The following is a 21586-nucleotide window of genomic DNA, read 5'->3' as shown; positions in this document are numbered from 1 at the left end:
TTGTTCGCGCTTGACATGTTCCCGGTACGACAAGAAGGCGGCATTTCACTGCCGCTTTTTTGTGCCTGAAATTCGTCGCACTCCATGACTGTAAAGATCACTATCGACTGCATGGGAGGCGACCACGGCCCCGCCGTGACCGTTCCCGCCGCGGTCAGTTTCGTGCGTTCGCATCCCGATGCGCATTTGCTGCTCGTCGGCATCGAACCGGCCATCCGTGCGCAGCTCAAGAAGTGCAAAGCCACCGGCGAAACCCGGCTGACGGTCGTCCCTGCCACTGAAGTGGTCGAAATGGACGATCCGGTAGAGGTTGCGCTGCGCCGGAAAAAAGATTCGTCGATGCGGGTGGCGCTCAATCTTGTCAAAGACGGGCAGGCCCAGACCTGCATCTCGGCGGGCAACACCGGTGCATTGATGGCCGTGTCCCGCTACGTACTCAAGACACTGCCGGGAATCGAACGGCCGGCTATCGCGTTTGCGATGCCAAGCCAGAAGGGCTTCACCACCGTGCTCGACCTGGGCGCAAACGTGGACTGCGAGCCGCAACACTTGCTGCAATTCGCCGAAATGGGCCACGCGCTCGTCGCCGCTATCGGGGACAAGGAGCGGCCGACCATCGGTCTGCTCAACATCGGCGAAGAAGTCATCAAGGGCAACGACATCATCAAACGCGCCGGCGAACTGCTGCGCGCGAGCACGCTTAATTTCTACGGCAACGTGGAAGGCAACGACATCTATAAAGGCACGACCGACGTGGTCGTGTGCGACGGTTTTGTCGGCAACGTGGCGCTGAAAACCTCGGAAGGCTTGGCGCAGATGCTGACCGACATGATCCGCGAGGAATTCAGCCGGTCGCTGGCGACCAAGCTGATGGCGCTCGTCGCGATGCCCGTTCTCAAGCGCTTCAAACGGCGGGTCGATCCTGCCCAATACAACGGCGCCGCGCTGCTCGGCTTGCGCGGACTGGTCATCAAGAGCCACGGATCGGCCGAAGCCTACGGGTTTGAGTGGGCTATCAAACGCGGGTATGATGCGGTCAAAAATGGCGTGCTTGAACGCCTCGTGCGCGCCATGGAAGAAAACGCTGCTCCCGTGCAACAAGCGGCGCTCGGCGCTTCCGCTGACACTGCTGGCACCGTGGTCCCGAATCAGGCCGACCCCGTGGCCGACCCTGTCGCCCCGGGCGATAATACGGTCGTTGCCCGCCCGCTCGTGCAGCCGGGCGAACCGGGTGCCGCGCTATCCTCGAAGGCATAATGGCTCAATCGAATCTCTACTCCCGCGTGATCGGAACGGGCAGTTACCTGCCGCCGGATCGTGTCACGAACCAGGATCTGGCCGAGCGTCTGGCGAAACAGGGCGTCGAAACGAGCGATGAGTGGATCGTCGCCCGCACCGGTATCCATGCACGTCATTTCGCCGCTCCCGATCAGACGACCAGCGAACTCGCGCTGCAGGCGTCGCGTCATGCAATCGAGGCAGCGGGTATCGACCCGCAGTCGATCGATCTGATCATTGTCGCCACGTCCACGCCCGATTTCGTTTTCCCCAGCACGGCATGCCTGCTGCAGAACAAGCTTGGCATCAAGAATGGCGGCGCGGCATTCGATATCCAGGCTGTCTGCTCGGGCTTCGCTTATGCCGTTGCAATGGCCGACAGCCTTATCCGCGGCGGCGCAAATCGCACGGCGCTGGTGGTCGGCGCCGAGACTTTCTCGCGCATCCTCGATTTCAACGACCGCACCACTTGTGTGCTGTTCGGCGACGGTGCGGGTGCGGTGATCCTGCAAGCCTCCGACGAACCCGGCGTACTCTCAAGCGCGCTTCACGCCGACGGCAGCCACGCGAACATCCTGTGCACACCGGGCAATGTGAACAAGGGCGTGATTGAAGGCAGTGCTTTCCTGCACATGGACGGCCAGGCCGTGTTCAAGCTTGCGGTGAAGGTGCTCGAGAAAGTGGCCGTCGAGGCGCTTGAAAAGGCGCAACTGACCGCGAGCGACATCGACTGGCTCATTCCCCATCAAGCCAATATCCGCATCATGGAAAGCACCGCGCGCAAGCTGCATCTGCCGCTGGAGCGCATGGTCGTGACCGTTGGCGAGCACGGCAATACCTCGGCGGCTTCGATTCCGCTCGCATTCGACGTCGCCGTGCGCGACGGGCGCATCAAGCGCGGCCAGCATGTGCTGATCGAAGGGGTTGGCGGCGGCTTCACGTGGGGCGCATCGGTTATCCGCTACTAAGCCGATACGACCTGCACGTCATCACGCCACCTCAGTCATTCGACCATCCAATTCGAGCAAGGACGTCATGAAATTTGCGTTCGTTTTTCCGGGACAGGGTTCCCAGTCGGTCGGCATGCTCAACGCGTTCGCCGATCACGCCGTGGTGCGCGAAACCGTGCAGCAGGCCTCCGATGCACTTCGCCAGGATCTGGGCAAGCTGATTGCCGAAGGTCCGGTTGAAGAGCTGGGTCTTACCACCAACACGCAACCCGTCATGCTGACGGCCGCGTACGCGATTTATCGTGTGTGGGAAAAGGAAACCGGGCTGAAGCCGGCGATCGTCGCGGGTCATAGCCTGGGTGAATACACCGCGTTGGTCGCTGCCGGCGCGTTGTCGTTTTCCGCAGCCGTGCCGCTCGTGCGTTTTCGTGCGCAGGCCATGCAGAGCGCCGTGCCCGTGGGCGAGGGCGGGATGGCAGCAATTCTTGGTCTCGACGATGACGCCGTGCGCGCTGTCTGCGCCGAAGCATCGGTGGCAGGGATTGTGGAAGCAGTGAATTTCAATGCGCCGTCCCAAGTGGTGATTGCTGGTTCCAAAGCAGGCGTCGAAAAAGCCTGCGAAATCGCCAAGGCCAAGGGCGCGAAACGCGCGTTGCCGCTGCCGGTGTCCGCTCCGTTCCATTCGTCGCTGCTCAAGCCGGCGTCGGACCAGTTGCGCGAGTATCTGGCGAGCGTCGATATCGGCGTGCCGAAGATTCCCCTGATCAATAACATCGATGTAGCAAGCGTCGCCGAACCGGCCGCCATCAAGGACGCGCTCGTGCGTCAGGCTGCAGGTCCCGTGCGCTGGGTGGAAACTGTGCAGAAGATGGCACGCGAACACGTCACGCACGTGATCGAATGCGGTCCGGGCAAGGTGCTGAACGGGCTGACGAAGCGCATCGACGGCACGCTGATCGGCGCGTCGATCTTCGATCCGGCTTCGCTCGAAGAAACCCGCAAACTGCTCGCGGGCTGAATTCGTTAGCCGGATACGCCAAAGAATTAAGCCAAGGACAAGGAACGGACGAAGATGATTCTGGACAAGCACATTGTGGTCGTGACGGGCGCATCGCGCGGTATCGGCCGGTCGATTGCGGTCGAACTCGCCCGTCAGGGCGCGACCGTGATCGGCACGGCAACCAGCGAAAGCGGTGCCGAGGGCATTACCGCGGCGCTAAAAGAGGCCGGTGGATTGGGGCGTGGCGCTGTGCTCAACGTGACCGACGCGGCTGCGAGCGAAGCGTTTATCGACGGCGTGGTCAAGGAATTCGGCGGCCTCCACGTGCTGGTGAACAACGCCGGGATCACGAAAGATCAGCTGGCCATGCGCATGAAGGACGACGAATTCGACGCCGTCATCGATACAAACTTGCGCGCCGTTTTCCGTCTCTCGCGCGCGGTCCTGCGCCCGATGATGAAGGCACGCGCTGGGCGGATCATCAATATCACCTCGGTGGTGGCGTCCTCGGGCAATCCCGGCCAAGCCAACTACGCGGCTGCGAAGGCCGGTGTGGCGGGCATGACGCGGGCGCTGGCCCGTGAAATCGGCAGCCGCGGGATCACGGTGAACTGCATTGCGCCGGGTTTTATCGATACCGACATGACCAAGGTTTTACCCGAGGCGCAGCGCGCGGCGCTCACAGCACAGATACCACTCGGCCGACTGGGCAGCCCTGAGGATATCGCTCATGCTGTGGCTTTCCTTGCTTCCCCGCACGCTGGCTACATCACGGGCACGACGCTTCATGTGAACGGCGGCATGTACATGTGACAGGCATTTGGTTAATATCCGCGCCTTGGCGGGTGCGCAAAATGCTAATTTAAGCAGGGTGCGCGAGACGCGAAATGCGCTGTCAGAAGTGGTAATCAGGAAAGGGCGTGACAGGCATCAAAGGCATGTCACGCGCGAAACAAAGCTGAATCCGTGCGTGGGTATTTACAGGTACAAACCTGATAAAATGCGCGCACTTGTGTTTTTGAACTACATTTCCCTCGGAGGGCTGCATGGACAATATCGAACAGCGCGTGAAGAAGATCGTCGCCGAACAACTGGGCGTCGCCGAAGCCGAAATCAAGAACGAAGCTTCGTTCGTCAACGATCTGGGCGCTGACTCGCTCGACACCGTCGAACTCGTGATGGCTCTCGAAGACGAATTCGGCATGGAAATTCCTGACGAAGAAGCCGAGAAGATCACGACGGTTCAGCAGGCGATCGACTACGCCCGCGCCAACGTCAAGGCTTAAAGCCCGCGCGCCAAGCTGCATCTACAGTATTCGGGGTTGACGCTCTGTCGCGATTCGAACCGATTAACAGCCACAGGGCTCACAGGGCAATTTCCTGTGGATCTTGTGGCTTTTGCTTTTTGTCATTTATGGATAAGGGGTTACCGTGAGCCGTCGTCGTGTTGTTGTTACAGGCCTTGGGCTGATTTCGCCTGTCGGCAATACCGTTGCCGACGGCTGGGCCAATCTGGTCGCCGGCAAGTCGGGCATTGCCGAGATCACGAAGTTCGATGCCACGAACTTCTCCACGCGCTTTGCCGGTGAAGTCAAAGGCTTCAATGTCGAAGACTATATGCCGGCCAAGGAAGCGCGCCACATGGATACCTTTATCCATTACGGCATCGCAGCGGGCGTGCAGGCCATGCAGGACAGCGGGCTGGAAATCACCGAGGAAAACTCGGAGCGCGTTGGTGTGGTGGTTGGCTCGGGAATCGGCGGCTTGCCGATGATTGAAGTCACGCAAACCGAATTGCTGAATCGCGGCCCGCGCCGGATCTCGCCGTTCTTCGTGCCGGCGTCGATCATCAACATGATCTCTGGCCATCTCTCCATCCGCTTTGGTTTGAAAGGACCGAATCTCGCCATCGTGACCGCGTGTACGACGGGGCTGCATTGCATCGGCGAAGGCTCGCGGCTGATCGAATACGGCGACGCTGACGTGATGATCTGCGGCGGCTCTGAAGCGACCGTGTCGCCATTGGGCGTGGGCGGCTTCGCGGCTGCGCGCGCTTTGTCGCAACGCAACGACGACCCGGCGACCGCCAGCCGTCCGTGGGACAGGGATCGCGACGGTTTCGTGCTGGGCGAAGGGGCCGGCGTGATGGTGCTCGAAGAGTACGAACACGCGAAGGCGCGCGGCGCGAAGATCTACGCCGAAGTCAGCGGCTACGGCATGAGCGGCGACGCGTATCACATGACCGCACCGCCGGAAGATGGCGACGGCGCGCGTCGCAGCATGCGCAATGCGTTGAAAAACGCCTCGGTCAATCCGGACGAAGTGCACTATCTGAACGCGCACGGGACGTCCACGCCGCTCGGTGACCTGGCTGAAACCATAGGCATCAAGAACACTTTCGGCGATCACTCGAAGAAGATCGTGGTGAATTCGACCAAGTCGATGACGGGCCATTTGCTCGGCGGCGCCGGCGGACTGGAGTCGGTCTTCACGGTGCTGGCGTTGCATCACCAGATCTCCCCGCCCACCATCAACATCTTCAACCAGGACCCGCAATGCGACCTGGACTACTGCGCGAATGAAGCGCGGGAGATGAAGATCGACGTGGCGCTGAAGAATTCGTTCGGTTTCGGCGGCACGAACGGCACGCTCGTTTTCAAGCGACATTGAGCGGCGCGCGCTTTGAGTTCGCGGAGGATTGGCGAGTGAGGAGTGCGCATAACCAACTGCGGGAAGCCTTGGCGGAAGTATTCGCCGACTTCCCACGCCGGCAAAAAATCCGTCCCTCGCGATTGTTGTGGGGTGCCACCGCCGCGTTCGTGGCCGTGGCAGCCGGATCGGTATTTCAGTGCGTATCGGCGTATAGCGGATTTTTTGACGCCGGCGCAGCCGCTTTGACGGTAACGGTCGCACTGGCCGCTGAGGCCTGGAATGGCGAGGGGCGCCGGCCCGTCGCGTTCGAGATCGGGCAGGACGGTTTGACCACGTAGGATCGCGCGGGTCACGCGCAATACCGGCGTATTTCGGCTTGCGCCCAGTGGAGCGACCGCTTGCTTGTCCTCATCCTGGTACCGGCGCAAGGCCGTTCGGCATCGTTTCTCGTGGCGGCCGACGCTCTCGCCGACACCACCGCGTTCCGCGAACTGGCCATGCGCGCCCGGCGTTGCGCCCAGCAACATCTGTAACGCTTGTAACCGCCAATCAGCATCCGGCGCGTCCCAGCGGCGTAACGCTACAATAGCCCTCCGCGTAGCACCCCCAAAGTTAACGGATTTCCCAGGTGAGCGAAAAAGAAATCGATCAGGTACTGGTCGAACGCGTGCAAAAGGGCGATAAAGCAGCGTTCGAGCTACTGGTCGCCAAATATCAGCGCAAAATCATCCGGCTTATCTCGCGTCTCGTGCGGGATCCCGCCGAGGTCGAGGACGTCGCGCAAGACGCCTTTATCAAGGCTTATCGCGCGTTGCCGCAATTTCGCGGAGAATCGGCGTTTTATACTTGGCTTTACCGGATTGCGGTGAACACCGCGAAGAATTACCTTGCCACTCAGAGCCGGCGTGCTCCAACTTCTACCGAAGCTGATGCAGAAGAAGCGGAAACTTTCTCCGATGCAGACCAACTAAGGGATATCAACACGCCTGAGTCGATGTTGATGAGCAAGCAGATCGCACAGACGGTCAATGCTGCAATGGCGGTTTTACCGGAAGAGCTGCGCACCGCCATTACTCTTCGTGAGATTGAAGGTCTGAGCTACGAGGAAATTGCCGAAATGATGGGTTGCCCGATCGGAACTGTCAGATCAAGAATTTTTCGTGCTCGCGAAGCCATTGCGGCAAAATTGCGTCCGTTGCTGGACACTCCCGAAGGCAAGCGCTGGTAACAGCGAAGGTGCGCGGGGCAGGGACGCGGTATCTGGGTCAGGTAGTGTCACTACGGGGTGCAGTCAAGATGGGGAGCATCATGGGGTCGGTTTCGGTGCAATCGCAAGCTAGCTCGCGAGGCGAGCGTCTGTCCGCTTTTGTCGACGGTGAATCCTTCGACGGTTCGGGCGATATCAGTCAGTTTCTTTCCGGGTTTACGCAGAATGATCGCGCGGCGTGGTCGGATTACCACTTGATCGGCGACGCCATGCGTTCCGACGATCTCGCGGCAAGTCCTGCAGCCAGCAGCGCGTTCATGAACGCGTTCTCGGCGCGCTTCGAGGCAGAAGCTCACGTGTTCGCCCCTGCAGCCATTCCAGCGGTCTCCGCCGAGCGGGTCCGTTCGCGGATGTTCCGCCGCCGCGTGGTGCCGGCCTTCGCGGTCGCGGCTGCCGCAGCCACGCTGACGTGGATCGTCGTGCCGCAGTTGCAGGGTGTGGACGGCCATAACGGCGTGCAAGTGGCTAGCTTGTCGTCGCAGTCGTCTGATCACGTGCAGCGCGTAGCCATGGCTTCAATGCCTGCGGCCAGCACGCGCTCGCCGGTTGTCGAAGCGAACATCATTCGCGACGCGAGCCTGGACCAGTATCTCGAAGCGCATCAGCAATTCTCCCAACAGCCCGTCATGCCGGGCTCGATGCCTTTGATCCGCACGGCGGCTACCAGCCAAGGCCAATAACTGATGCAACGTGTGCGGTTGAAGAAAACGACTCATTGGGGGCGGTTGCCGGCGTTGATGTTCTGTGCAGCCGTGTTGTTATCCGCAGCATCCAGTTCTTTTGCGCAAGGCGACGATCCCGCCGCCATGCGCAAGTCCGCTGCGGACCTGCTTAACCGGATTCACGACGCCGCACAGCAGCAGAATTACGAAGGCACCTTTGTCTACCAGCGTGGGACGACGGTGCAGTCGTCGCGGATCACCCATTCGGCGGCGCGCAGCGACGGTGAGTTCGAGTCGCTGGAAAGCCTGGATGGCAAGCCTCGCAAGATGCTTCGCCACGACGACGACATGTACACGTTCGTGCCCGAACGTCATCTGCTGGTCGTCGAAAAACGTCAGAACAAGGATGCGTTCCCGTCGCTGCTGACCACCAGCAGCGACCAGGTTCTGACAGTCTATGAACCGAAAATGCTGGGCGCGGACCGCGTAGCCGGGATCGACAGCCAGGTGATCGAGCTCGATCCAAAAGACGCCTGGCGCTTTGCCTACAAGCTCTGGGCCGACTCGAAAACGGGTCTCCTGCTGCGCGCTCAGACGCTTGGGCCCGACGGTCAGGTGCTCGAGCAGCTTTCATTTTCGCAAGTCCGCATTGGCGGGTCCGTCGACCGGGCTGCTATTGCGAACGGGATCAAGAACATAGCCGGATGGACGGTCGTGCGTCCGCCGGTTCAGCCGGTGAATATGGAAGCGCAAGGCTGGAAAATTGCGCCTGCCGTTCCGGGTTTTCGCGAGATTCGGGAGTTGCGCCGGCCGATGGCATCGAGTGAAGAAGGGCAGCCCCCCATTCCCGTCGACCAGGCCGTTTTCTCCGATGGTCTTGCCGCAATCTCCATTTTTGTCGAGCCCGTGGAAAAAAATTCGCGCAAGGAAGGCGCTGGTGACAGTGGCGCGACACACGTGCTGGTCAAGCGCCGCGGGGATTTCTGGATCACCTTGCTGGGTGAAGTGCCCCAAGCCACGTTGCAGCAATTTGCTTCTGCCATAGAATACAAGCCTTCCAAGTAATTCCTCGGCCCACCACGATATGAGCAACCTCTCGCTGCGCACCTTTTTCGCGGCCGCGGCGCTTGCCGCATGCCTGCCGCTCGCGACCTCCGCAGCCACAGCAACAGCAGCGGCGCCCGCACCGGCGCCGGCCGTTACGCCGGTCGCGGCGCCGGGAGTGAATTTGCCCGACTTCACGACGCTCGTCGATAAAGTGGGTCCGTCGGTCGTCAATATTCGTACGACAACGCGCGTGAGCAGCAGCAACGATCTGCGCGGCTTGCCGCCCGGCATGGACGACGGCGATATGTCGGAGTTTTTCCGCCGTTTCTTCGGTATTCCCATGCCCGGCACGCCCGGTTCGCCGCGCGGCGGCGGTGGAGGCGGCGGGAGTGGTGGTAACGGCGGCAACGGCGGTAGCGGCGGTAGCGGCGGCGACCAGGGCGGCGACAGCGGCAGCGGCCGGGGTAATCGCAGCGCGCCGCAGGACAGCCCGGACAATCAGGATAATTCGGAGCAGAGCAGCGGCGTGGGCTCGGGTTTCATCATGTCGGCGGATGGTTACGTGATGACAAACGCGCACGTGGTCGACGACGCCGACACCATCTACGTCACGCTCACCGACAAACGCGAATTCAAGGCGAAGCTGGTTGGCGTCGACGAGCGCACGGACGTCGCGGTCGTGAAGATCCAGGCGAACAGCCTGCCGGCCATTACCATCGGCGATTCGAACAAGGTGCGGGTTGGCGAATGGGTGCTGGCGATCGGTTCGCCGTTCGGACTCGACAACACGGTGACGGCCGGTATCGTCAGTGCGAAGGGTCGCGACACGGGCGACTATCTGCCGTTCATCCAGACCGACGTCGCAGTGAATCCGGGTAATTCGGGTGGTCCGCTGATCAACATGGCCGGCGAAGTGATCGGCATCAACTCGCAGATCTACAGCCGCACGGGCGGCTTCATGGGCATTTCGTTCGCGATTCCTATCGACGAAGCCATGCGCGTGGCCGATCAACTGAAGACGACGGGCAAGGTAACGCGTGGCCGGATCGCGGTGGCGATCGGCGAGGTCACGAAGGAAGTGGCGGATTCGCTTGGGCTTCCGAAGGCGCAGGGTGCGCTGGTGAGCAGCGTTGAAGCGGGCGGCCCGGCGGACAAGGCCGGTATCCAGCCGGGCGACATCATTCTGAAGTACAACGGCCATGATGTGTCCACAGCGACCGATCTGCCGCGCATGGTCGGCGACACGAAGCCGGGCACGAAGGCGACCATCACCGTGTGGCGCAAGGGCGAGTCGCGCGATCTGCCGATCACCATCGCGGAAATGCAGCCGGACAAGGTCGCGAAGGCCGAGGCCAAGAAGACGACGCCGCCGAAGGAGCGCGCGAGCAATACGCTCGGGATCGCGGTGAGCGACATCCCGGCTGACCAGAAGAAAGCGCTGAAGCTCACCAACGGCGTGATGGTGGACGCGGTGGAGGGTCCAGCGGCGCGCGCCGGCTTCCAGAAGGGCGACATCATCCTGCGAATCGGCGATACGGACATCACGAGCGCGAAGCAATTCGACGCGGTCGCGCAAAACGTCGATCCGAGCAAGATGGTCGCGGTGCTGGTGCGTCGTGGCGACAACACGCAGTTCGTACCGTTGCGCCCGCGTGCGCCCGTGCAGAAATAATCGCAATGAGCACGCTCAAGCTGTACGGGCGCGCGTGGTGCCACTTGTGTGACGACTTGCGCGCCGGGCTTGAGCCGATTGCGGCTGAGTTCGGCGTGGCGATCGAGTGGATCGATATCGATACGGATCCAGCACTCGAAGCGTTATACGACGAACTCGTGCCTGTTCTGGTGTTGGATGGCGTGGAGTTATGCCACTACCGGCTGGACGAAGCGCGTGTGCGCGGTGCGCTCCTGGCACGCGCTTAAGTCCCTGAACAATCGGACCTTTCCCGTAAAATCCGCCGTCGGCGCGCCTTTTCGGCTAAAATAGAAAGGTTTTTCACCCCCATTTTCAAGGCGTGCTCCGCGTTTGTCTGGGCGCGCCTTTTTGCTTGATCGGCACTGAATGAATCATATTCGTAACTTCTCGATCATTGCGCACATCGACCACGGCAAGTCGACGCTCGCCGATCGCATCATCCAACTGTGTGGCGGCCTGTCCGATCGCGAGATGGACGCGCAGGTGCTCGACTCCATGGATCTCGAGCGTGAACGCGGCATCACCATCAAGGCACAAACCGCGGCGCTCAGCTATAAAGCGCGCGACGGCCAGGTCTACAACCTGAATCTCATCGACACCCCGGGCCACGTCGACTTTTCGTACGAAGTCAGCCGCTCGCTGTCCGCCTGCGAAGGCGCGTTGCTCGTGGTCGACGCGAGCCAGGGCGTGGAAGCGCAGACGGTCGCCAACTGCTACATGGCGATCGAACTGGGTGTGGAAGTCTTGCCGGTGCTGAACAAGATCGATTTGCCCGCGGCCGACCCCGAGAACGCGATTTCGGAAATCGAGGACGTGATCGGTATCGATGCAACCGATGCCACGCGTTGCAGCGCCAAGACGGGTCTCGGCGTCACCGACGTGCTCGAGGCGCTGATCGCAAAAGTGCCGCCGCCAAAGGGCGATCCGGACGCACCGCTGCAGGCACTGATCATCGACTCGTGGTTCGATAACTACGTCGGCGTGGTCATGCTCGTGCGCATCAAGAACGGCACGCTGCGCCCGAAAGACAAGATCAAGATGATGGCGTCCGGCGCAATTTATCCGGTCGAACATCTCGGCGTGTTCGCGCCGAAAGCTACGAACCTGGCGTCGCTATCGGCGGGGCAGGTGGGCTTTATCATCGCGGGCATCAAGGAATTGCAGGCGGCGAAAGTCGGCGATACGGTCACCACCGTCGCGCGTCCGGCCGAAGCGCCGCTGCCAGGTTTCAAGGAAGTGAAGCCACAGGTGTTCGCGGGCTTGTATCCGGTCGAAGCGAATCAGTACGACGCGCTGCGTGAATCTTTGGAAAAACTGAAGCTGAACGACTCCTCGCTGCAGTACGAGCCAGAAGTGTCGCAAGCGCTCGGTTTCGGTTTCCGCTGCGGTTTTCTCGGTCTCCTGCACATGGAGATCGTGCAGGAACGGCTCGAGCGCGAGTTCGACATGGACCTGATCACCACGGCGCCGACCGTGGTGTACGAAGTCGTGAAGCGCGATGGCGAGCTGATCCAGGTCGAGAATCCGGCCAAGATGCCGGAGCCTTCGTACATTGAAGAAGTGCGCGAGCCGATCGTGACCGTGAACCTGTATATGCCCCAGGAGTATGTGGGCGCGGTGATCACGCTCTGTACGAACAAGCGCGGCCAGCAGATCAACATGCTGTATCACGGCCGTCAGGTCCAGCTGACGTACGAAATCCCGATGGCGGAAATCGTGCTGGATTTCTTCGACCGGCTGAAGTCGACCTCACGCGGTTATGCCTCCATGGACTACGAGTTCAAGGAGTATCGCGCGTCGGATGTGGTGAAGGTCGACATGCTGATCAATGGCGACAAAGTCGACGCGTTGTCAGTGATCGTGCACCGGTCGCAGAGCCAGCATCGCGGGCGCGAAGTGGCGTCGAAGATGCGCGAACTGATTCCGCGGCAGATGTACGACGTGGCAATCCAGGCGACTATCGGCGCGAACATTATCGCGCGCGAGAACATTAAAGCATTGCGTAAGAACGTTCTGGCAAAGTGCTACGGCGGCGATATCTCGCGAAAGAAAAAGCTTCTGGAAAAGCAGAAGGCCGGCAAGAAGCGCATGAAGCAAGTCGGTTCGGTCGAGATTCCGCAAGAAGCTTTCCTCGCGATTCTTCGCGTCGAAGATTAATAAAACAACCGGAAACGATTGATGAATTTTGCGTTGATTCTTTTGGTGCTCGTCATCGTGACGGGGATTGCGTGGGTATTCGATAAACTGGTGTTCGAGCCGCAACGGCGGCGCGCAGCAGATGCAGCGGTAGCAGAATTCGATCAGCAGCAGGCCCGCCTCGAGCCCCGTTTCGCCGATGAAAACGCGCCGCAAACGCGTGCTCGTCTACGCGATGAAAAGCTCCGCCAGCCGTGGTATCTGGAATATTCGGCGAGCTTTTTCCCGGTGATTCTCGTGGTCTTCGTGGTGCGCTCGTTCGTAGTTGAACCGTTCAAGATTCCGTCTGGATCGATGGTGCCGACGCTGCTGGTGGGCGACTTTATTCTGGTTAATAAATTCGAATACGGTTTGCGTCTGCCGATCAGCAATACCAAGCTGACCAGCGGCACGCCGCTCAAGCGCGGTGACGTAGTGGTGTTCCGTTATCCGAAAGACGAATCGGTGGATTACATCAAGCGCGTGATCGGCCTTCCTGGTGACACGGTCGCGTATCAGGACAAGAAGCTCACCATCAATGGCAAGCCGGTTCCTGAAACCGCGCTGCCCGATTTCTTCGACGACGAACGCATTGGTTATGCGAAGCAATTCGAAGAAGATCTCGATGGCCGCAAGAACGCGATCCTGAATAATGCGCAAGTGCCGCCGTTCGTGATTGGCGCCGACGACTTCCCTTATCGCAACAACTGCAACTACAACGCTCAAGGCGTCATTTGCAAAGTACCGCCGGGCAACTATTTCATGATGGGCGACAATCGCGACAACAGCGCGGACAGTCGTTATTGGGGTTTCGTGCCTGACGCGAATATCGTCGGCCGTGCGTTCTTCATCTGGATGAACTTCAGCAGTTTGAAACGCATTGGGTCGTTCCATTGAAGCGTGTTTTCGAGCACTACCCTGAGCAGTAATTTCGTTCGACCACTACGCCGCGTCATCGCGGCGTAGTTGTTATTGCAAGTCACCTTAGAGCCGCCTAGAAACAGCACGAAGAATCGCGGCTAACCGTGTGCTTGCCGTGCCATTTTCCTTGCGGTTTTCCGGCCTTTCAGCCGGATTCGCCCCTCCCGGCGCCCGCGTTATACTCTGCCCATGCCCTCAACCCCGTTGGAAAGCCGGCTCCAGTACGAATTTCGCAATGCGGAATTGCTGCGCCAGGCGATGACCCACCGCAGTCACAGTGCCACGCACAATGAACGACTCGAATTTCTCGGAGATTCCGTTCTAAATTGCGTGGTGGCTGCGCTTTTGTTCCAACGATTCGCAAAACTCGACGAAGGCGATCTTTCTCGCGTACGGGCAAATCTCGTCAAGCAGCAATCGCTTTATGAGATTGCACAGGCGCTGAACGTGTCCGAGGCGTTGCGGCTGGGCGAGGGCGAATTGCGCAGTGGCGGCTTCCGGCGCCCGTCCATCTTGGCCGACACGCTCGAAGCCATCTTCGGCGCAGTGTTCCTCGACGGTGGTTTCGACGCCGCGCATCAGGTCATTAAACGGCTCTATACGCCGATCCTCGACCACATCGATCCACGCACCATCGGCAAAGACGCAAAGACGCTGCTGCAGGAATATCTGCAGGGCCACAAGATCGCGTTACCGACTTATACGGTCGTCGCCACGCACGGCGCAGCGCACAACCAGCAGTTCGAAGTGGAATGCACGGTGCCGAAGCTCGAGGTGAAAGTGTCGGGTTCCGGTGCGAGCCGGCGCGCGGCTGAACAGGCCGCGGCGAAGAAGGCGCTTGATGAACTTGCATCCGCCGCGCCCGCGATGACGGCGAAGCCGAAGCGCAAGGGCGCGCGTGCAGCCAAGCAGGCGGAACAGGAAGTCGTGCCGGGTGTGACGGGCGTGCAGGCGGCGCTTGATCTGCGCACCCCGGACCGGCGCGAGCGTTCACGTGCCAGTAATAGCGGCAACAGCAATACGCATAACGATCCCGAGCGTCCGGCCACCGCGCCATTCGCCGTGATTCGTGCGTCGCACGTGGAACCGTCGGCGAGTACGTTCGCCGCAGCGGAGAAAACGGAGCGGGCGACGATTCATCGGACGGAGAAGTTGGACAAGACAGTGCCTGAAGTTCAGGCGGGGAAAGGCGAAACGGCCGACAAACAACCTGCCGTGCACGCCGAGCAAGCAGTGGATAACGCTGTGCATAACCCGGTGGAAAAAAGCGCTGCGAAGGCGGATAGCGCAGGCGAGAAGGTCGCCCCGAAACATGCCGACAAGCCGGCCGGGAAGAGCGCCGAGGCGTCCGTCCTTGACAAGACCGCATCGCCGGCGCGACAGCGTGAAGACGTCCCCGCCGCGCATTCCGCTTCGATCCCGAAGAGCGAAGCAAACGCAGAAGCAAACGTAGAAGCGCACGCAGAAGAAAGCGCCGTACGCGCCGCCGATGCCGGCCACTGATTGCGGCCACCGAAGCCCGCACGCGACTGAACAAACACACTCCCGACGCCACGCGTCGCAACGAATTCAACGAAGCCGCAGCACACATTTATGAACGCACCCACTCCCACTGGTTTCCGCTGCGGCATGGTCGCGATCGTCGGTCGGCCGAACGTCGGCAAATCGACCTTGATGAACGCGCTGGTCGGCCAGAAAGTCAGCATCACGTCGCGCAAGGCGCAAACCACGCGTCACCGCATCACCGGCATTCATACGCTGGACGACGCGCAGTACATCTTCGTCGATACCCCAGGCTTCCAGACCAAGCACAGCGGCGCGCTAAACCGTTCGTTGAATCGCGCGGTGACGTCGACGCTGACGGCGGTCGACGCCATTCTGTTCGTGATTGAAGCGGGCCGTTTCGGTCCCGACGACCAGAAGGTGCTGGACCTGATTCCGAACGACACGCCTTGTCTGTTGATCGCGAACAAGCTCGATCACGTCAGCGATAAAGACTCGCTGTTCCCGTTCATGCAGAAGATGAGCGCGCTGCACGATTTCAAGGAAATCGTGCCGATGACGGCGAAGCATCCCGACGACATCGCGCGCCTGATGACGGTCGTGAAGCCGTATTTGCCGGAAGGCTCGCCCATCTACGGCGAAGACGATCTGACCGATCGCAGCGAGCGTTTTCTCGCCGCCGAAATCCTGCGCGAGAAAGTGTTCCGCTGGACCGGCGACGAGCTGCCGTACACGAGCACGGTGCTCATCGATAAATGGGAAACGGAAGGGCGCCTGCGCCGCATTTTCGCGACGATCCTGGTAGAACGCGATACCCACAAGGCGATGATCATCGGCCAGAAGGGGGCGAAACTGAAGCAGATCAGCACCGAAGCGCGGCTCGACATGGAAAAGCTCTTCGACGGCCCCGTGTATCTCGAGACCTTTATCAAGGTGAAGAGCGGTTGGGCGGATAACGAAGCGGGACTGCGCGCCTATGGGTACGAATGACGCGTGGATGACCCAGTCTTCCGACGCAGACTCCGAACCGCTCGCCGACGATAATTTCAGCGCCGACGAGCCTTCAGCGCCTGCGCCTAAAAGGCGCCGGACGGCGTCTGCGTCTGCAAAATCCGCCGCGCCTAAAGAACCCAAAGCTCCTAAACCACCGCGCGCCGCGCCGCGCTCGGATTTTCGTATCGCGGAGCAGCCTTCGTTCGTGCTGCACAGCTATCCGTATCGCGAGACGAGTCTCGTGCTCGATGTGTTTTCACGCGATCACGGCCGCGTCGCGCTGGTCGCCAAGGGCGCCAAGCGTCCGCATTCCGCGCTGCGCGGCGTACTGCAAACCTTCCAGCCGCTGGGGTTATCGTGGACGGGCAAAGGCGAAGTCCGCACCTTGACGCAGGCCGAATGGGTCGGTGGCATGCTGCCCCTCGCCGGCGACGCGCTGCTCTGCGGCTTCTACGTCAACGAATTACTCGTCAAGTTTTGCGCCCGTGAAGACGCGCATCCCGCTCTGTTCAATCATTACGTGCTGACCTTGTCACGTCTTGCGCACGGCGAACCGGCGTTGCATGTGCTGCGTTCATTCGAACGTGTGCTGCTGCGTGAAACCGGCTACGCGATGGCACTAAATAAAACCATCACGCGCCAGCCGGTTCTCGCCGATAGAAAATACGTCTTCGATCCCGAACGCGGCGTGCGCGAAGCATCGGATGAACTGCCGTCGCAATGGCCGGTGATTTCCGGCCAAACGCTGCTGGACATGGAACTCGACGACTACAGCCGCCCGCAGACGGCCGCGCAGAGCAAGACGCTCATGCGCTTTTTGCTGAACGTGTATCTTGGCGGCACACCGCTCGCCACCCGTCAAATCCTGATCGACCTGCAAAATCTATGAGCTTCTTTCTCTCGTCGCCCGCGAATGTGATCGATCTGGGCGTGAATATCGATCATGTGGCCACGCTGCGTAACGTGCGCGGCACGAAGTACCCCGACCCGATCCGCGCTGCGCTGCAAGCCGAAGAAGCGGGCGCCGACGCCATCACGCTGCATTTGCGCGAAGATCGCCGGCATATTGTCGATGCCGACGTGCACGCGCTGCGCCCGTTGTTGAAAACGCGGATGAACCTCGAATGCGCGGTCACGCAGGAAATGCTCGACATCGCGTGCGGTGTTCGTCCGCACGATGTATGCCTCGTGCCGGAAAAGCGTCAGGAGTTGACGACCGAAGGCGGACTCGATGTCGCCGGCCAGTTCCAGGCCGTCAAAGCCGCGTGCGAGCAATTGCGCCAGGCGGGCGCGCGGGTGTCGCTGTTCATCGACGCCGATGAAACGCAGATCCGCGCGGCGCACGAAGCCGGCGCGCCGGTGATCGAATTGCATACGGGTTGTTATGCCGAAGCCCACGATGAAGCCACCCAGCAGAAGGAATTCGAACGCGTCGCGCGCAGCGTCGATTTCGGCAATTCGCTGGGCTTGAAAGTGAACGCCGGGCACGGTCTGCATTACACCAACGTCCAGCCGATCGCGGCGCTTGAAGGCATCGTGGAATTGAATATCGGCCATGCGATCGTCGCGCACGCGATCTTCGCCGGCTGGGACAACGCCGTGCGCGAGATGAAGGCGATCATGGTGGCGTCGCGCCTTGCCGCTACGTCTCGATAATCAGGGCCAACCATGGCGATCTATGGAATCGGTACGGATATCGTTCAGGTAAGCCGCGTTGCGGCGGTCATGGAGCGCACGAAAGGGCGCTTCGCCGAGAAAGTGCTCGGGGCCGACGAACTGCGCATTTATCACGCACGCAACGCTCGCTCGCAAGTCCGCGGCCTCGCATTCCTCGCGACGCGTTTCTCGGCGAAAGAAGCGTTTTCGAAAGCGATCGGACTCGGCATGCACTGGCCGATGACATGGCGTGCGCTGCAAACGCTCAACGAGCCGAGCGGCAAGCCGAAGATTGTGGCATCGGGCGAGCTCGCCGACTGGATGGCGGTGCGCGGCATTACCGCTCAGGTCACGATCACCGATGAACGCGATTACGCGGTGTCGTTTGTGATCGCGGAAACTGGCTCAAACCCAGGCGCGAACCCAGAAGCTAATACAGCAACAAAAACCCCCTGACTTTTTCTCTGCCAATTTGAACTCTTTAAAACGCACTCCCGGACCGGTCATGCTCGACGTGGCCGGCACAACGCTCTCCGACGCCGACATTCGCCGTATCGATCATCCGAATACCGGCGGCATCATCCTCTTCGCAAGGCATTTCCAGGATCGCGCGCAACTGGTTGCGCTGACCGATGCGATTCGCGAGGTTCGCGAAGACATCCTGATTGCCGTCGATCACGAAGGCGGTCGCGTGCAGCGTTTTCGCACCGATGGTTTCACTATCCTGCCCGCGCCGGGCAAGCTTGGCGCGCTGTGGGACCGTGATGTGTTGCTGGCGACGAAAACCGCGACCGCGTTTGGTTATGTGCTCGCGGCCGAACTCAGGGCATGCGGTATCGACATGAGTTTTACGCCCGTGCTCGATCTCGACTACGGGCATTCGAAAGTCATTGGCGATCGTGCGTTGCACAGCGACCCGCGCGTAGTGACGATGCTCGCCAAAAGCCTGAACCACGGTCTCGCGCTCGCCGGCATGGCGAATTGCGGCAAGCATTTTCCGGGGCATGGGTTTGCATCGGCGGATTCGCATGTGGCCATGCCCGTGGACGATCGCTCGCTGGATGAAATCCTCGCCGCCGATGTGAAACCGTACGACTGGCTGGGGATGTCGTTGGCATCGGTGATTCCAGCGCATGTGATCTACCCGCAAGTCGATGAAAAACCGGCTGGCTTTTCGCGCGTCTGGCTGCAGGAGATCCTGCGCGGCAAGCTCGGTTTCAACGGCGCGATTTTCAGCGATGACCTGTCAATGGAAGCCGCCCGCGCGGGCGGCACGCTGACCGAAGCGGCCACGGCCGCGCTCACAGTGGGCTGCGACATGGTGCTGATCTGCAACCAGCCGGACGAAGCGGAGAAAGTGCTGGATCGGCTCACGTTCGCGCAGACGAAGGCATCGCAGACACGCTTGCGGCGCATGCGACCACGGGGCCGCGCGTGGCATTGGAGCAAGCTGATGACGCAGGTGGAATATCAGCAGGCGCTGGCGCTGGTGAAAAGCGTGCTCGGCTGAAGTTGTTTCGTTTAAGTCTGCACAGGTCGTAAAAAAAGCCGCTGGTTCGCGAGAACGAGCGGCTCGTTTCAATCAACGTTGAATTACTCCAGCTTCATGCGCTGAAGCTTGTTATACAACGTCTTCGGGCTGATCCCGAGCAGCGTCGCTGCGCGATGCCGCGTGCCGCCCACGGCCTCAAGCGTCGCGCGAATCAGCATGTCTTCAACATCGGCGAGCGCCGTGCCCACCGTCACCTGCACGCTGCTGCCGTTCAGCCCGCGTCCGCCTGCGCCACTTTGTTCATCGGCGCGCAGTGTTTCGATTACGTCGCCCGACGCGTGATACGCGCGGCGCACCCGCTCGCGCAGTTCGCGCACATTGCCGGGCCATTCGGTCGCGAGGCATTCGCGAATGAAATCCGGGCTCACGCGCTTAGGCGCGCCACTCGTGATGCCGCTTACGTGATTCTCGCGATTCAGTTCGTCGACGAAATGCTCGGCGAGCAAGGCGATGTCGTCGCCACGATCGCGCAAGGGCGGCAACGCTATCGACGACGCATTCAGGCGCAGAAACAGGTCTTCGCGCAATTTGCCATCGGCGACAGCCTCTTTCACCGGCAGCCGCGTAGCCGCGAGCAGGCGGAAGTCCGTCACGATCTTGTTGCTGCCGCCTACGCGCATAAAGGTCTGCGAATCGAGCGCGCGCAGCAGCGCTTCTTGCTGCGTGAGCGGCAATGCATCGATCTGGTCGAGGAACAGCGTCCCGCCGCCAGCCTGTTCGAGCAAGCCGGGTTCGCGGTTTTCCGCGCCGGCAAATGCACCGCGCTCGTGGCCGAACATCAGGCTTTCCATCGAGCGATTGCTGGTTTCGTTGGCCGCGGCGCAATCGAAGGAAACGAACGGGCCTTTGCGGCGCCGGCTCATCTCATGCAGCGTTCGGGCCGCGACTTTCTTGCCCGTGCCGCTTTCGCCGTAGATCAGCACGGCGGCTTCTGTAGGCGCGGTATGTTCGATCAGATCGTAGACATGCTGGATCGCGCTGCTGCGACCGAGCAAACCGCCGAAATGCCCGAGGTCGCGCAGCGTGCTGCGTAACGCCCGCACTTCTTCCGTCAACTCGTAGGGGCGTGGAATACGGGCGAGCAAGCTGCGCAGGCGCGGGATGTTGACCGGCTTCAGCAGGTAATCCCAGATCCCTTGCCGCAAGCCTTCGATAGCGCTCTCCACCGTCGCATTACCCGTCATCACAATCACGGGCAGCGCGCCGCCGGGCGGTTGCGCCGGCAGGTTGTGGAGCAGATCGAGACCGCTGCCGTCGGGCAGGTTCAGGTCGACCAGCACGACGTCCGGAATGAAGCGCGTGAGCGCCGCGCGCGCTTCGGCGAGCGTGGTCGCGGTATCGACGGAAAAACCGTCGGCCGCGAGGATGGCGGACAAGCCGGAAAGGCTGTTGGGATCGTCTTCGACAATCAAAGCGTGTGGCATGGCGGACACAGCGTATTAAATGGTCTGAAATGCGTTCCGTGCCGCTCGCCTGTAACGGCGAGGTTCGGCGGCGGGCGCCTCGATGCCGGGCCGCGTCGGCACGGGCTGCTGGCGCGCTGACGTCATGGTGTCAGTTCATCCTCCAGTTTCCAGCCCTCGCTCGACGCTGCGGGGTCTTCGTCCTGCACTTCCTGATGTATTTCCTGACGTGTTGTTTTCTGCCTGGGCACGCAGTGCGCCCGACGCAGACACTCAGCAGGTCACTGCGGCTTCACCTGCAGGTCATTCTTGACCGACTGCACGCCCTCTACGCCACGCGTGACCGACACCGCCTTTTGAATCTGTTCCGACGAATTCACGAAGCCCGACAACAGCACTTCACTGCGATACGTCGTCACGCTCACCGCGAGCGACTTCAGACCCGGATCTGCCAGCAACGCTGCCTTCACCTTGGCGGTCAGCGCAGAGTCGCTGGTGTATTCACCGGCCGATTCATGCGTAGGCGTCGATGAACATCCGGCAGTGATCGCGATCGCCGGTACAGCACAGGCAACAGCAAGGACGAGGCGGGAGAGAGCGGTTTTCGTAATGGGCATGGTGGTCTGTTGTTGGAAAATTCCACGCCGTCACAGCGCAGTCACAACTAGCACAGCAGGTTTCATGCCATTGGCCTGTTCAAGTCAGATCAAGGTCTTAGGACCGAACATTCCATCCTGCGCAAACGATTACCCGGAAATTTCGAGATACGAACCGGTAAAGTTTGCCTGAAATGGCAAGAATGTTCAGCGAAAAGAAAAAGCGCCCCGAAGGGCT

At 60.7% G+C, this 21586-nt stretch carries 23 protein-coding genes; 21 read left to right on the top strand and 2 right to left on the bottom strand.

What is annotated here, in order from left to right:
• The first annotated feature begins 84 nt into the window (after positions 1 to 84).
• From plsX to nagZ, 21 genes are all read left to right on the top strand, one after another.
• Positions 85 to 1257, top strand: a complete 1173-nt coding sequence (plsX, locus tag EOS_RS01170; protein ID WP_047844775.1) for a phosphate acyltransferase PlsX — start codon at positions 85 to 87, stop codon at positions 1255 to 1257.
• The gene (locus tag EOS_RS01165) at positions 1257 to 2246 is read left to right on the top strand and encodes a beta-ketoacyl-ACP synthase III (protein WP_047844774.1); all 990 of its coding nucleotides are present in this window, start codon (positions 1257 to 1259) and stop codon (positions 2244 to 2246) included. Before plsX ends, EOS_RS01165 begins: the two co-directional genes overlap by 1 nt.
• A gap of 67 nt (positions 2247 to 2313) precedes the next feature.
• The gene (gene fabD / locus EOS_RS01160) at positions 2314 to 3246 is read left to right on the top strand and encodes an ACP S-malonyltransferase (protein WP_047844773.1); all 933 of its coding nucleotides are present in this window, start codon (positions 2314 to 2316) and stop codon (positions 3244 to 3246) included.
• A 54-nt stretch (positions 3247 to 3300) separates the two neighbouring features.
• Complete coding sequence (gene fabG / locus EOS_RS01155) at positions 3301 to 4041, top strand: 3-oxoacyl-ACP reductase FabG (RefSeq protein WP_047844772.1); 741 nt, start codon at positions 3301 to 3303, stop codon at positions 4039 to 4041.
• Positions 4042 to 4274: 233 nt separating this feature from the next.
• Complete coding sequence (gene acpP / locus EOS_RS01150) at positions 4275 to 4514, top strand: acyl carrier protein (RefSeq protein WP_004197638.1); 240 nt, start codon at positions 4275 to 4277, stop codon at positions 4512 to 4514.
• A gap of 145 nt (positions 4515 to 4659) precedes the next feature.
• Positions 4660 to 5898, top strand: a complete 1239-nt coding sequence (gene fabF / locus EOS_RS01145; RefSeq protein ID WP_047844771.1) for a beta-ketoacyl-ACP synthase II — start codon at positions 4660 to 4662, stop codon at positions 5896 to 5898.
• Between the two features lie 35 nt (positions 5899 to 5933).
• Positions 5934 to 6218 (top strand): hypothetical protein, encoded by a 285-nt coding sequence (locus tag EOS_RS45545; RefSeq protein ID WP_152693060.1) that lies wholly within the window; start codon positions 5934 to 5936, stop codon positions 6216 to 6218.
• A 60-nt stretch (positions 6219 to 6278) separates the two neighbouring features.
• On the top strand, positions 6279 to 6413 hold the full coding sequence (locus EOS_RS48685) for a hypothetical protein (RefSeq protein WP_268760285.1): 135 nt from the start codon (positions 6279 to 6281) through the stop codon (positions 6411 to 6413).
• Positions 6414 to 6508: 95 nt separating this feature from the next.
• The gene (rpoE, locus tag EOS_RS01135) at positions 6509 to 7108 is read left to right on the top strand and encodes an RNA polymerase sigma factor RpoE (protein WP_047844769.1); all 600 of its coding nucleotides are present in this window, start codon (positions 6509 to 6511) and stop codon (positions 7106 to 7108) included.
• A gap of 80 nt (positions 7109 to 7188) precedes the next feature.
• On the top strand, positions 7189 to 7827 hold the full coding sequence (locus tag EOS_RS01130) for a sigma-E factor negative regulatory protein (RefSeq protein ID WP_047844768.1): 639 nt from the start codon (positions 7189 to 7191) through the stop codon (positions 7825 to 7827).
• Positions 7828 to 7830: 3 nt separating this feature from the next.
• A complete protein-coding gene (locus EOS_RS01125; protein ID WP_047844767.1) occupies positions 7831 to 8874 on the top strand; it encodes a MucB/RseB C-terminal domain-containing protein in 1044 nt (347 codons plus the stop codon).
• A 19-nt stretch (positions 8875 to 8893) separates the two neighbouring features.
• The gene (locus EOS_RS01120) at positions 8894 to 10528 is read left to right on the top strand and encodes a DegQ family serine endoprotease (protein ID WP_047844766.1); all 1635 of its coding nucleotides are present in this window, start codon (positions 8894 to 8896) and stop codon (positions 10526 to 10528) included.
• A 5-nt stretch (positions 10529 to 10533) separates the two neighbouring features.
• Positions 10534 to 10776: a glutaredoxin family protein gene (locus EOS_RS01115; RefSeq protein ID WP_047844765.1), complete on the top strand. Its 243-nt coding sequence runs from the start codon at positions 10534 to 10536 to the stop codon at positions 10774 to 10776.
• Between the two features lie 139 nt (positions 10777 to 10915).
• A complete protein-coding gene (gene lepA / locus EOS_RS01110; protein ID WP_047844764.1) occupies positions 10916 to 12706 on the top strand; it encodes a translation elongation factor 4 in 1791 nt (596 codons plus the stop codon).
• 21 nt (positions 12707 to 12727) lie between these two features.
• A complete protein-coding gene (gene lepB, locus EOS_RS01105) occupies positions 12728 to 13621 on the top strand; it encodes a signal peptidase I (protein ID WP_047844763.1) in 894 nt (297 codons plus the stop codon).
• 213 nt (positions 13622 to 13834) lie between these two features.
• Positions 13835 to 15148 carry a ribonuclease III gene (gene rnc, locus EOS_RS01100; RefSeq protein ID WP_047844762.1) on the top strand — a complete coding sequence of 438 codons (1314 nt, stop codon included), beginning with the start codon at positions 13835 to 13837 and terminating at the stop codon, positions 15146 to 15148.
• A 90-nt stretch (positions 15149 to 15238) separates the two neighbouring features.
• Positions 15239 to 16138 carry a GTPase Era gene (gene era, locus EOS_RS01095; protein ID WP_047844761.1) on the top strand — a complete coding sequence of 300 codons (900 nt, stop codon included), beginning with the start codon at positions 15239 to 15241 and terminating at the stop codon, positions 16136 to 16138.
• The gene (recO, locus tag EOS_RS01090) at positions 16125 to 17030 is read left to right on the top strand and encodes a DNA repair protein RecO (RefSeq protein ID WP_047844760.1); all 906 of its coding nucleotides are present in this window, start codon (positions 16125 to 16127) and stop codon (positions 17028 to 17030) included. Before era ends, recO begins: the two co-directional genes overlap by 14 nt.
• Positions 17027 to 17797, top strand: a complete 771-nt coding sequence (gene pdxJ / locus EOS_RS01085) for a pyridoxine 5'-phosphate synthase (RefSeq protein WP_047844759.1) — start codon at positions 17027 to 17029, stop codon at positions 17795 to 17797. Before recO ends, pdxJ begins: the two co-directional genes overlap by 4 nt.
• A 12-nt stretch (positions 17798 to 17809) precedes the next feature.
• Complete coding sequence (gene acpS / locus EOS_RS01080; protein WP_047844758.1) at positions 17810 to 18253, top strand: holo-ACP synthase; 444 nt, start codon at positions 17810 to 17812, stop codon at positions 18251 to 18253.
• 49 nt (positions 18254 to 18302) lie between these two features.
• A complete protein-coding gene (nagZ, locus tag EOS_RS01075; protein WP_047844757.1) occupies positions 18303 to 19307 on the top strand; it encodes a beta-N-acetylhexosaminidase in 1005 nt (334 codons plus the stop codon).
• 83 nt (positions 19308 to 19390) lie between these two features.
• On the opposite strand, the gene EOS_RS01070 is transcribed toward nagZ, so the two are convergent.
• Positions 19391 to 20773 (bottom strand): sigma-54-dependent transcriptional regulator, encoded by a 1383-nt coding sequence (locus tag EOS_RS01070; RefSeq protein WP_047844756.1) that lies wholly within the window; start codon positions 20771 to 20773, stop codon positions 19391 to 19393.
• 260 nt (positions 20774 to 21033) lie between these two features.
• Positions 21034 to 21369 (bottom strand): BON domain-containing protein, encoded by a 336-nt coding sequence (locus EOS_RS01065; protein WP_082163175.1) that lies wholly within the window; start codon positions 21367 to 21369, stop codon positions 21034 to 21036.
• Positions 21370 to 21586: the final 217 nt, after the last annotated feature.

This window comes from Caballeronia mineralivorans PML1(12) (assembly GCF_001028175.1).
In the GTDB taxonomy this organism is placed as follows: domain Bacteria; phylum Pseudomonadota; class Gammaproteobacteria; order Burkholderiales; family Burkholderiaceae; genus Caballeronia; species Caballeronia mineralivorans.
The sequence above is the reverse complement of the archived record's forward strand: the minus strand, read 5'-3'. Positions and strand labels throughout refer to the sequence as shown.

What these genes read in the sequence shown, in the direction of transcription:
- plsX (WP_047844775.1), top strand. Translation starts at nt 85, where the DNA reads ATGACTGTAAAGATCACTATCGACTGCATGGGAGGCGACCACGGCCCC.
- EOS_RS01165 (WP_047844774.1), top strand. Translation starts at nt 1,257, where the DNA reads ATGGCTCAATCGAATCTCTACTCCCGCGTGATCGGAACGGGCAGTTAC.
- fabD (WP_047844773.1), top strand. Translation starts at nt 2,314, where the DNA reads ATGAAATTTGCGTTCGTTTTTCCGGGACAGGGTTCCCAGTCGGTCGGC.
- fabG (WP_047844772.1), top strand. Translation starts at nt 3,301, where the DNA reads ATGATTCTGGACAAGCACATTGTGGTCGTGACGGGCGCATCGCGCGGT.
- acpP (WP_004197638.1), top strand. Translation starts at nt 4,275, where the DNA reads ATGGACAATATCGAACAGCGCGTGAAGAAGATCGTCGCCGAACAACTG.
- EOS_RS01130 (WP_047844768.1), top strand. Translation starts at nt 7,189, where the DNA reads ATGGGGTCGGTTTCGGTGCAATCGCAAGCTAGCTCGCGAGGCGAGCGT.
- EOS_RS01125 (WP_047844767.1), top strand. Translation starts at nt 7,831, where the DNA reads ATGCAACGTGTGCGGTTGAAGAAAACGACTCATTGGGGGCGGTTGCCG.
- EOS_RS01120 (WP_047844766.1), top strand. Translation starts at nt 8,894, where the DNA reads ATGAGCAACCTCTCGCTGCGCACCTTTTTCGCGGCCGCGGCGCTTGCC.
- EOS_RS01115 (WP_047844765.1), top strand. Translation starts at nt 10,534, where the DNA reads ATGAGCACGCTCAAGCTGTACGGGCGCGCGTGGTGCCACTTGTGTGAC.
- lepA (WP_047844764.1), top strand. Translation starts at nt 10,916, where the DNA reads ATGAATCATATTCGTAACTTCTCGATCATTGCGCACATCGACCACGGC.
- lepB (WP_047844763.1), top strand. Translation starts at nt 12,728, where the DNA reads ATGAATTTTGCGTTGATTCTTTTGGTGCTCGTCATCGTGACGGGGATT.
- rnc (WP_047844762.1), top strand. Translation starts at nt 13,835, where the DNA reads ATGCCCTCAACCCCGTTGGAAAGCCGGCTCCAGTACGAATTTCGCAAT.
- era (WP_047844761.1), top strand. Translation starts at nt 15,239, where the DNA reads ATGAACGCACCCACTCCCACTGGTTTCCGCTGCGGCATGGTCGCGATC.
- recO (WP_047844760.1), top strand. Translation starts at nt 16,125, where the DNA reads ATGGGTACGAATGACGCGTGGATGACCCAGTCTTCCGACGCAGACTCC.
- pdxJ (WP_047844759.1), top strand. Translation starts at nt 17,027, where the DNA reads ATGAGCTTCTTTCTCTCGTCGCCCGCGAATGTGATCGATCTGGGCGTG.
- acpS (WP_047844758.1), top strand. Translation starts at nt 17,810, where the DNA reads ATGGCGATCTATGGAATCGGTACGGATATCGTTCAGGTAAGCCGCGTT.
- nagZ (WP_047844757.1), top strand. Translation starts at nt 18,303, where the DNA reads ATGCTCGACGTGGCCGGCACAACGCTCTCCGACGCCGACATTCGCCGT.
- EOS_RS01070 (WP_047844756.1), bottom strand. Translation starts at nt 20,773, where the DNA reads ATGCCACACGCTTTGATTGTCGAAGACGATCCCAACAGCCTTTCCGGC.
- EOS_RS01065 (WP_082163175.1), bottom strand. Translation starts at nt 21,369, where the DNA reads ATGCCCATTACGAAAACCGCTCTCTCCCGCCTCGTCCTTGCTGTTGCC.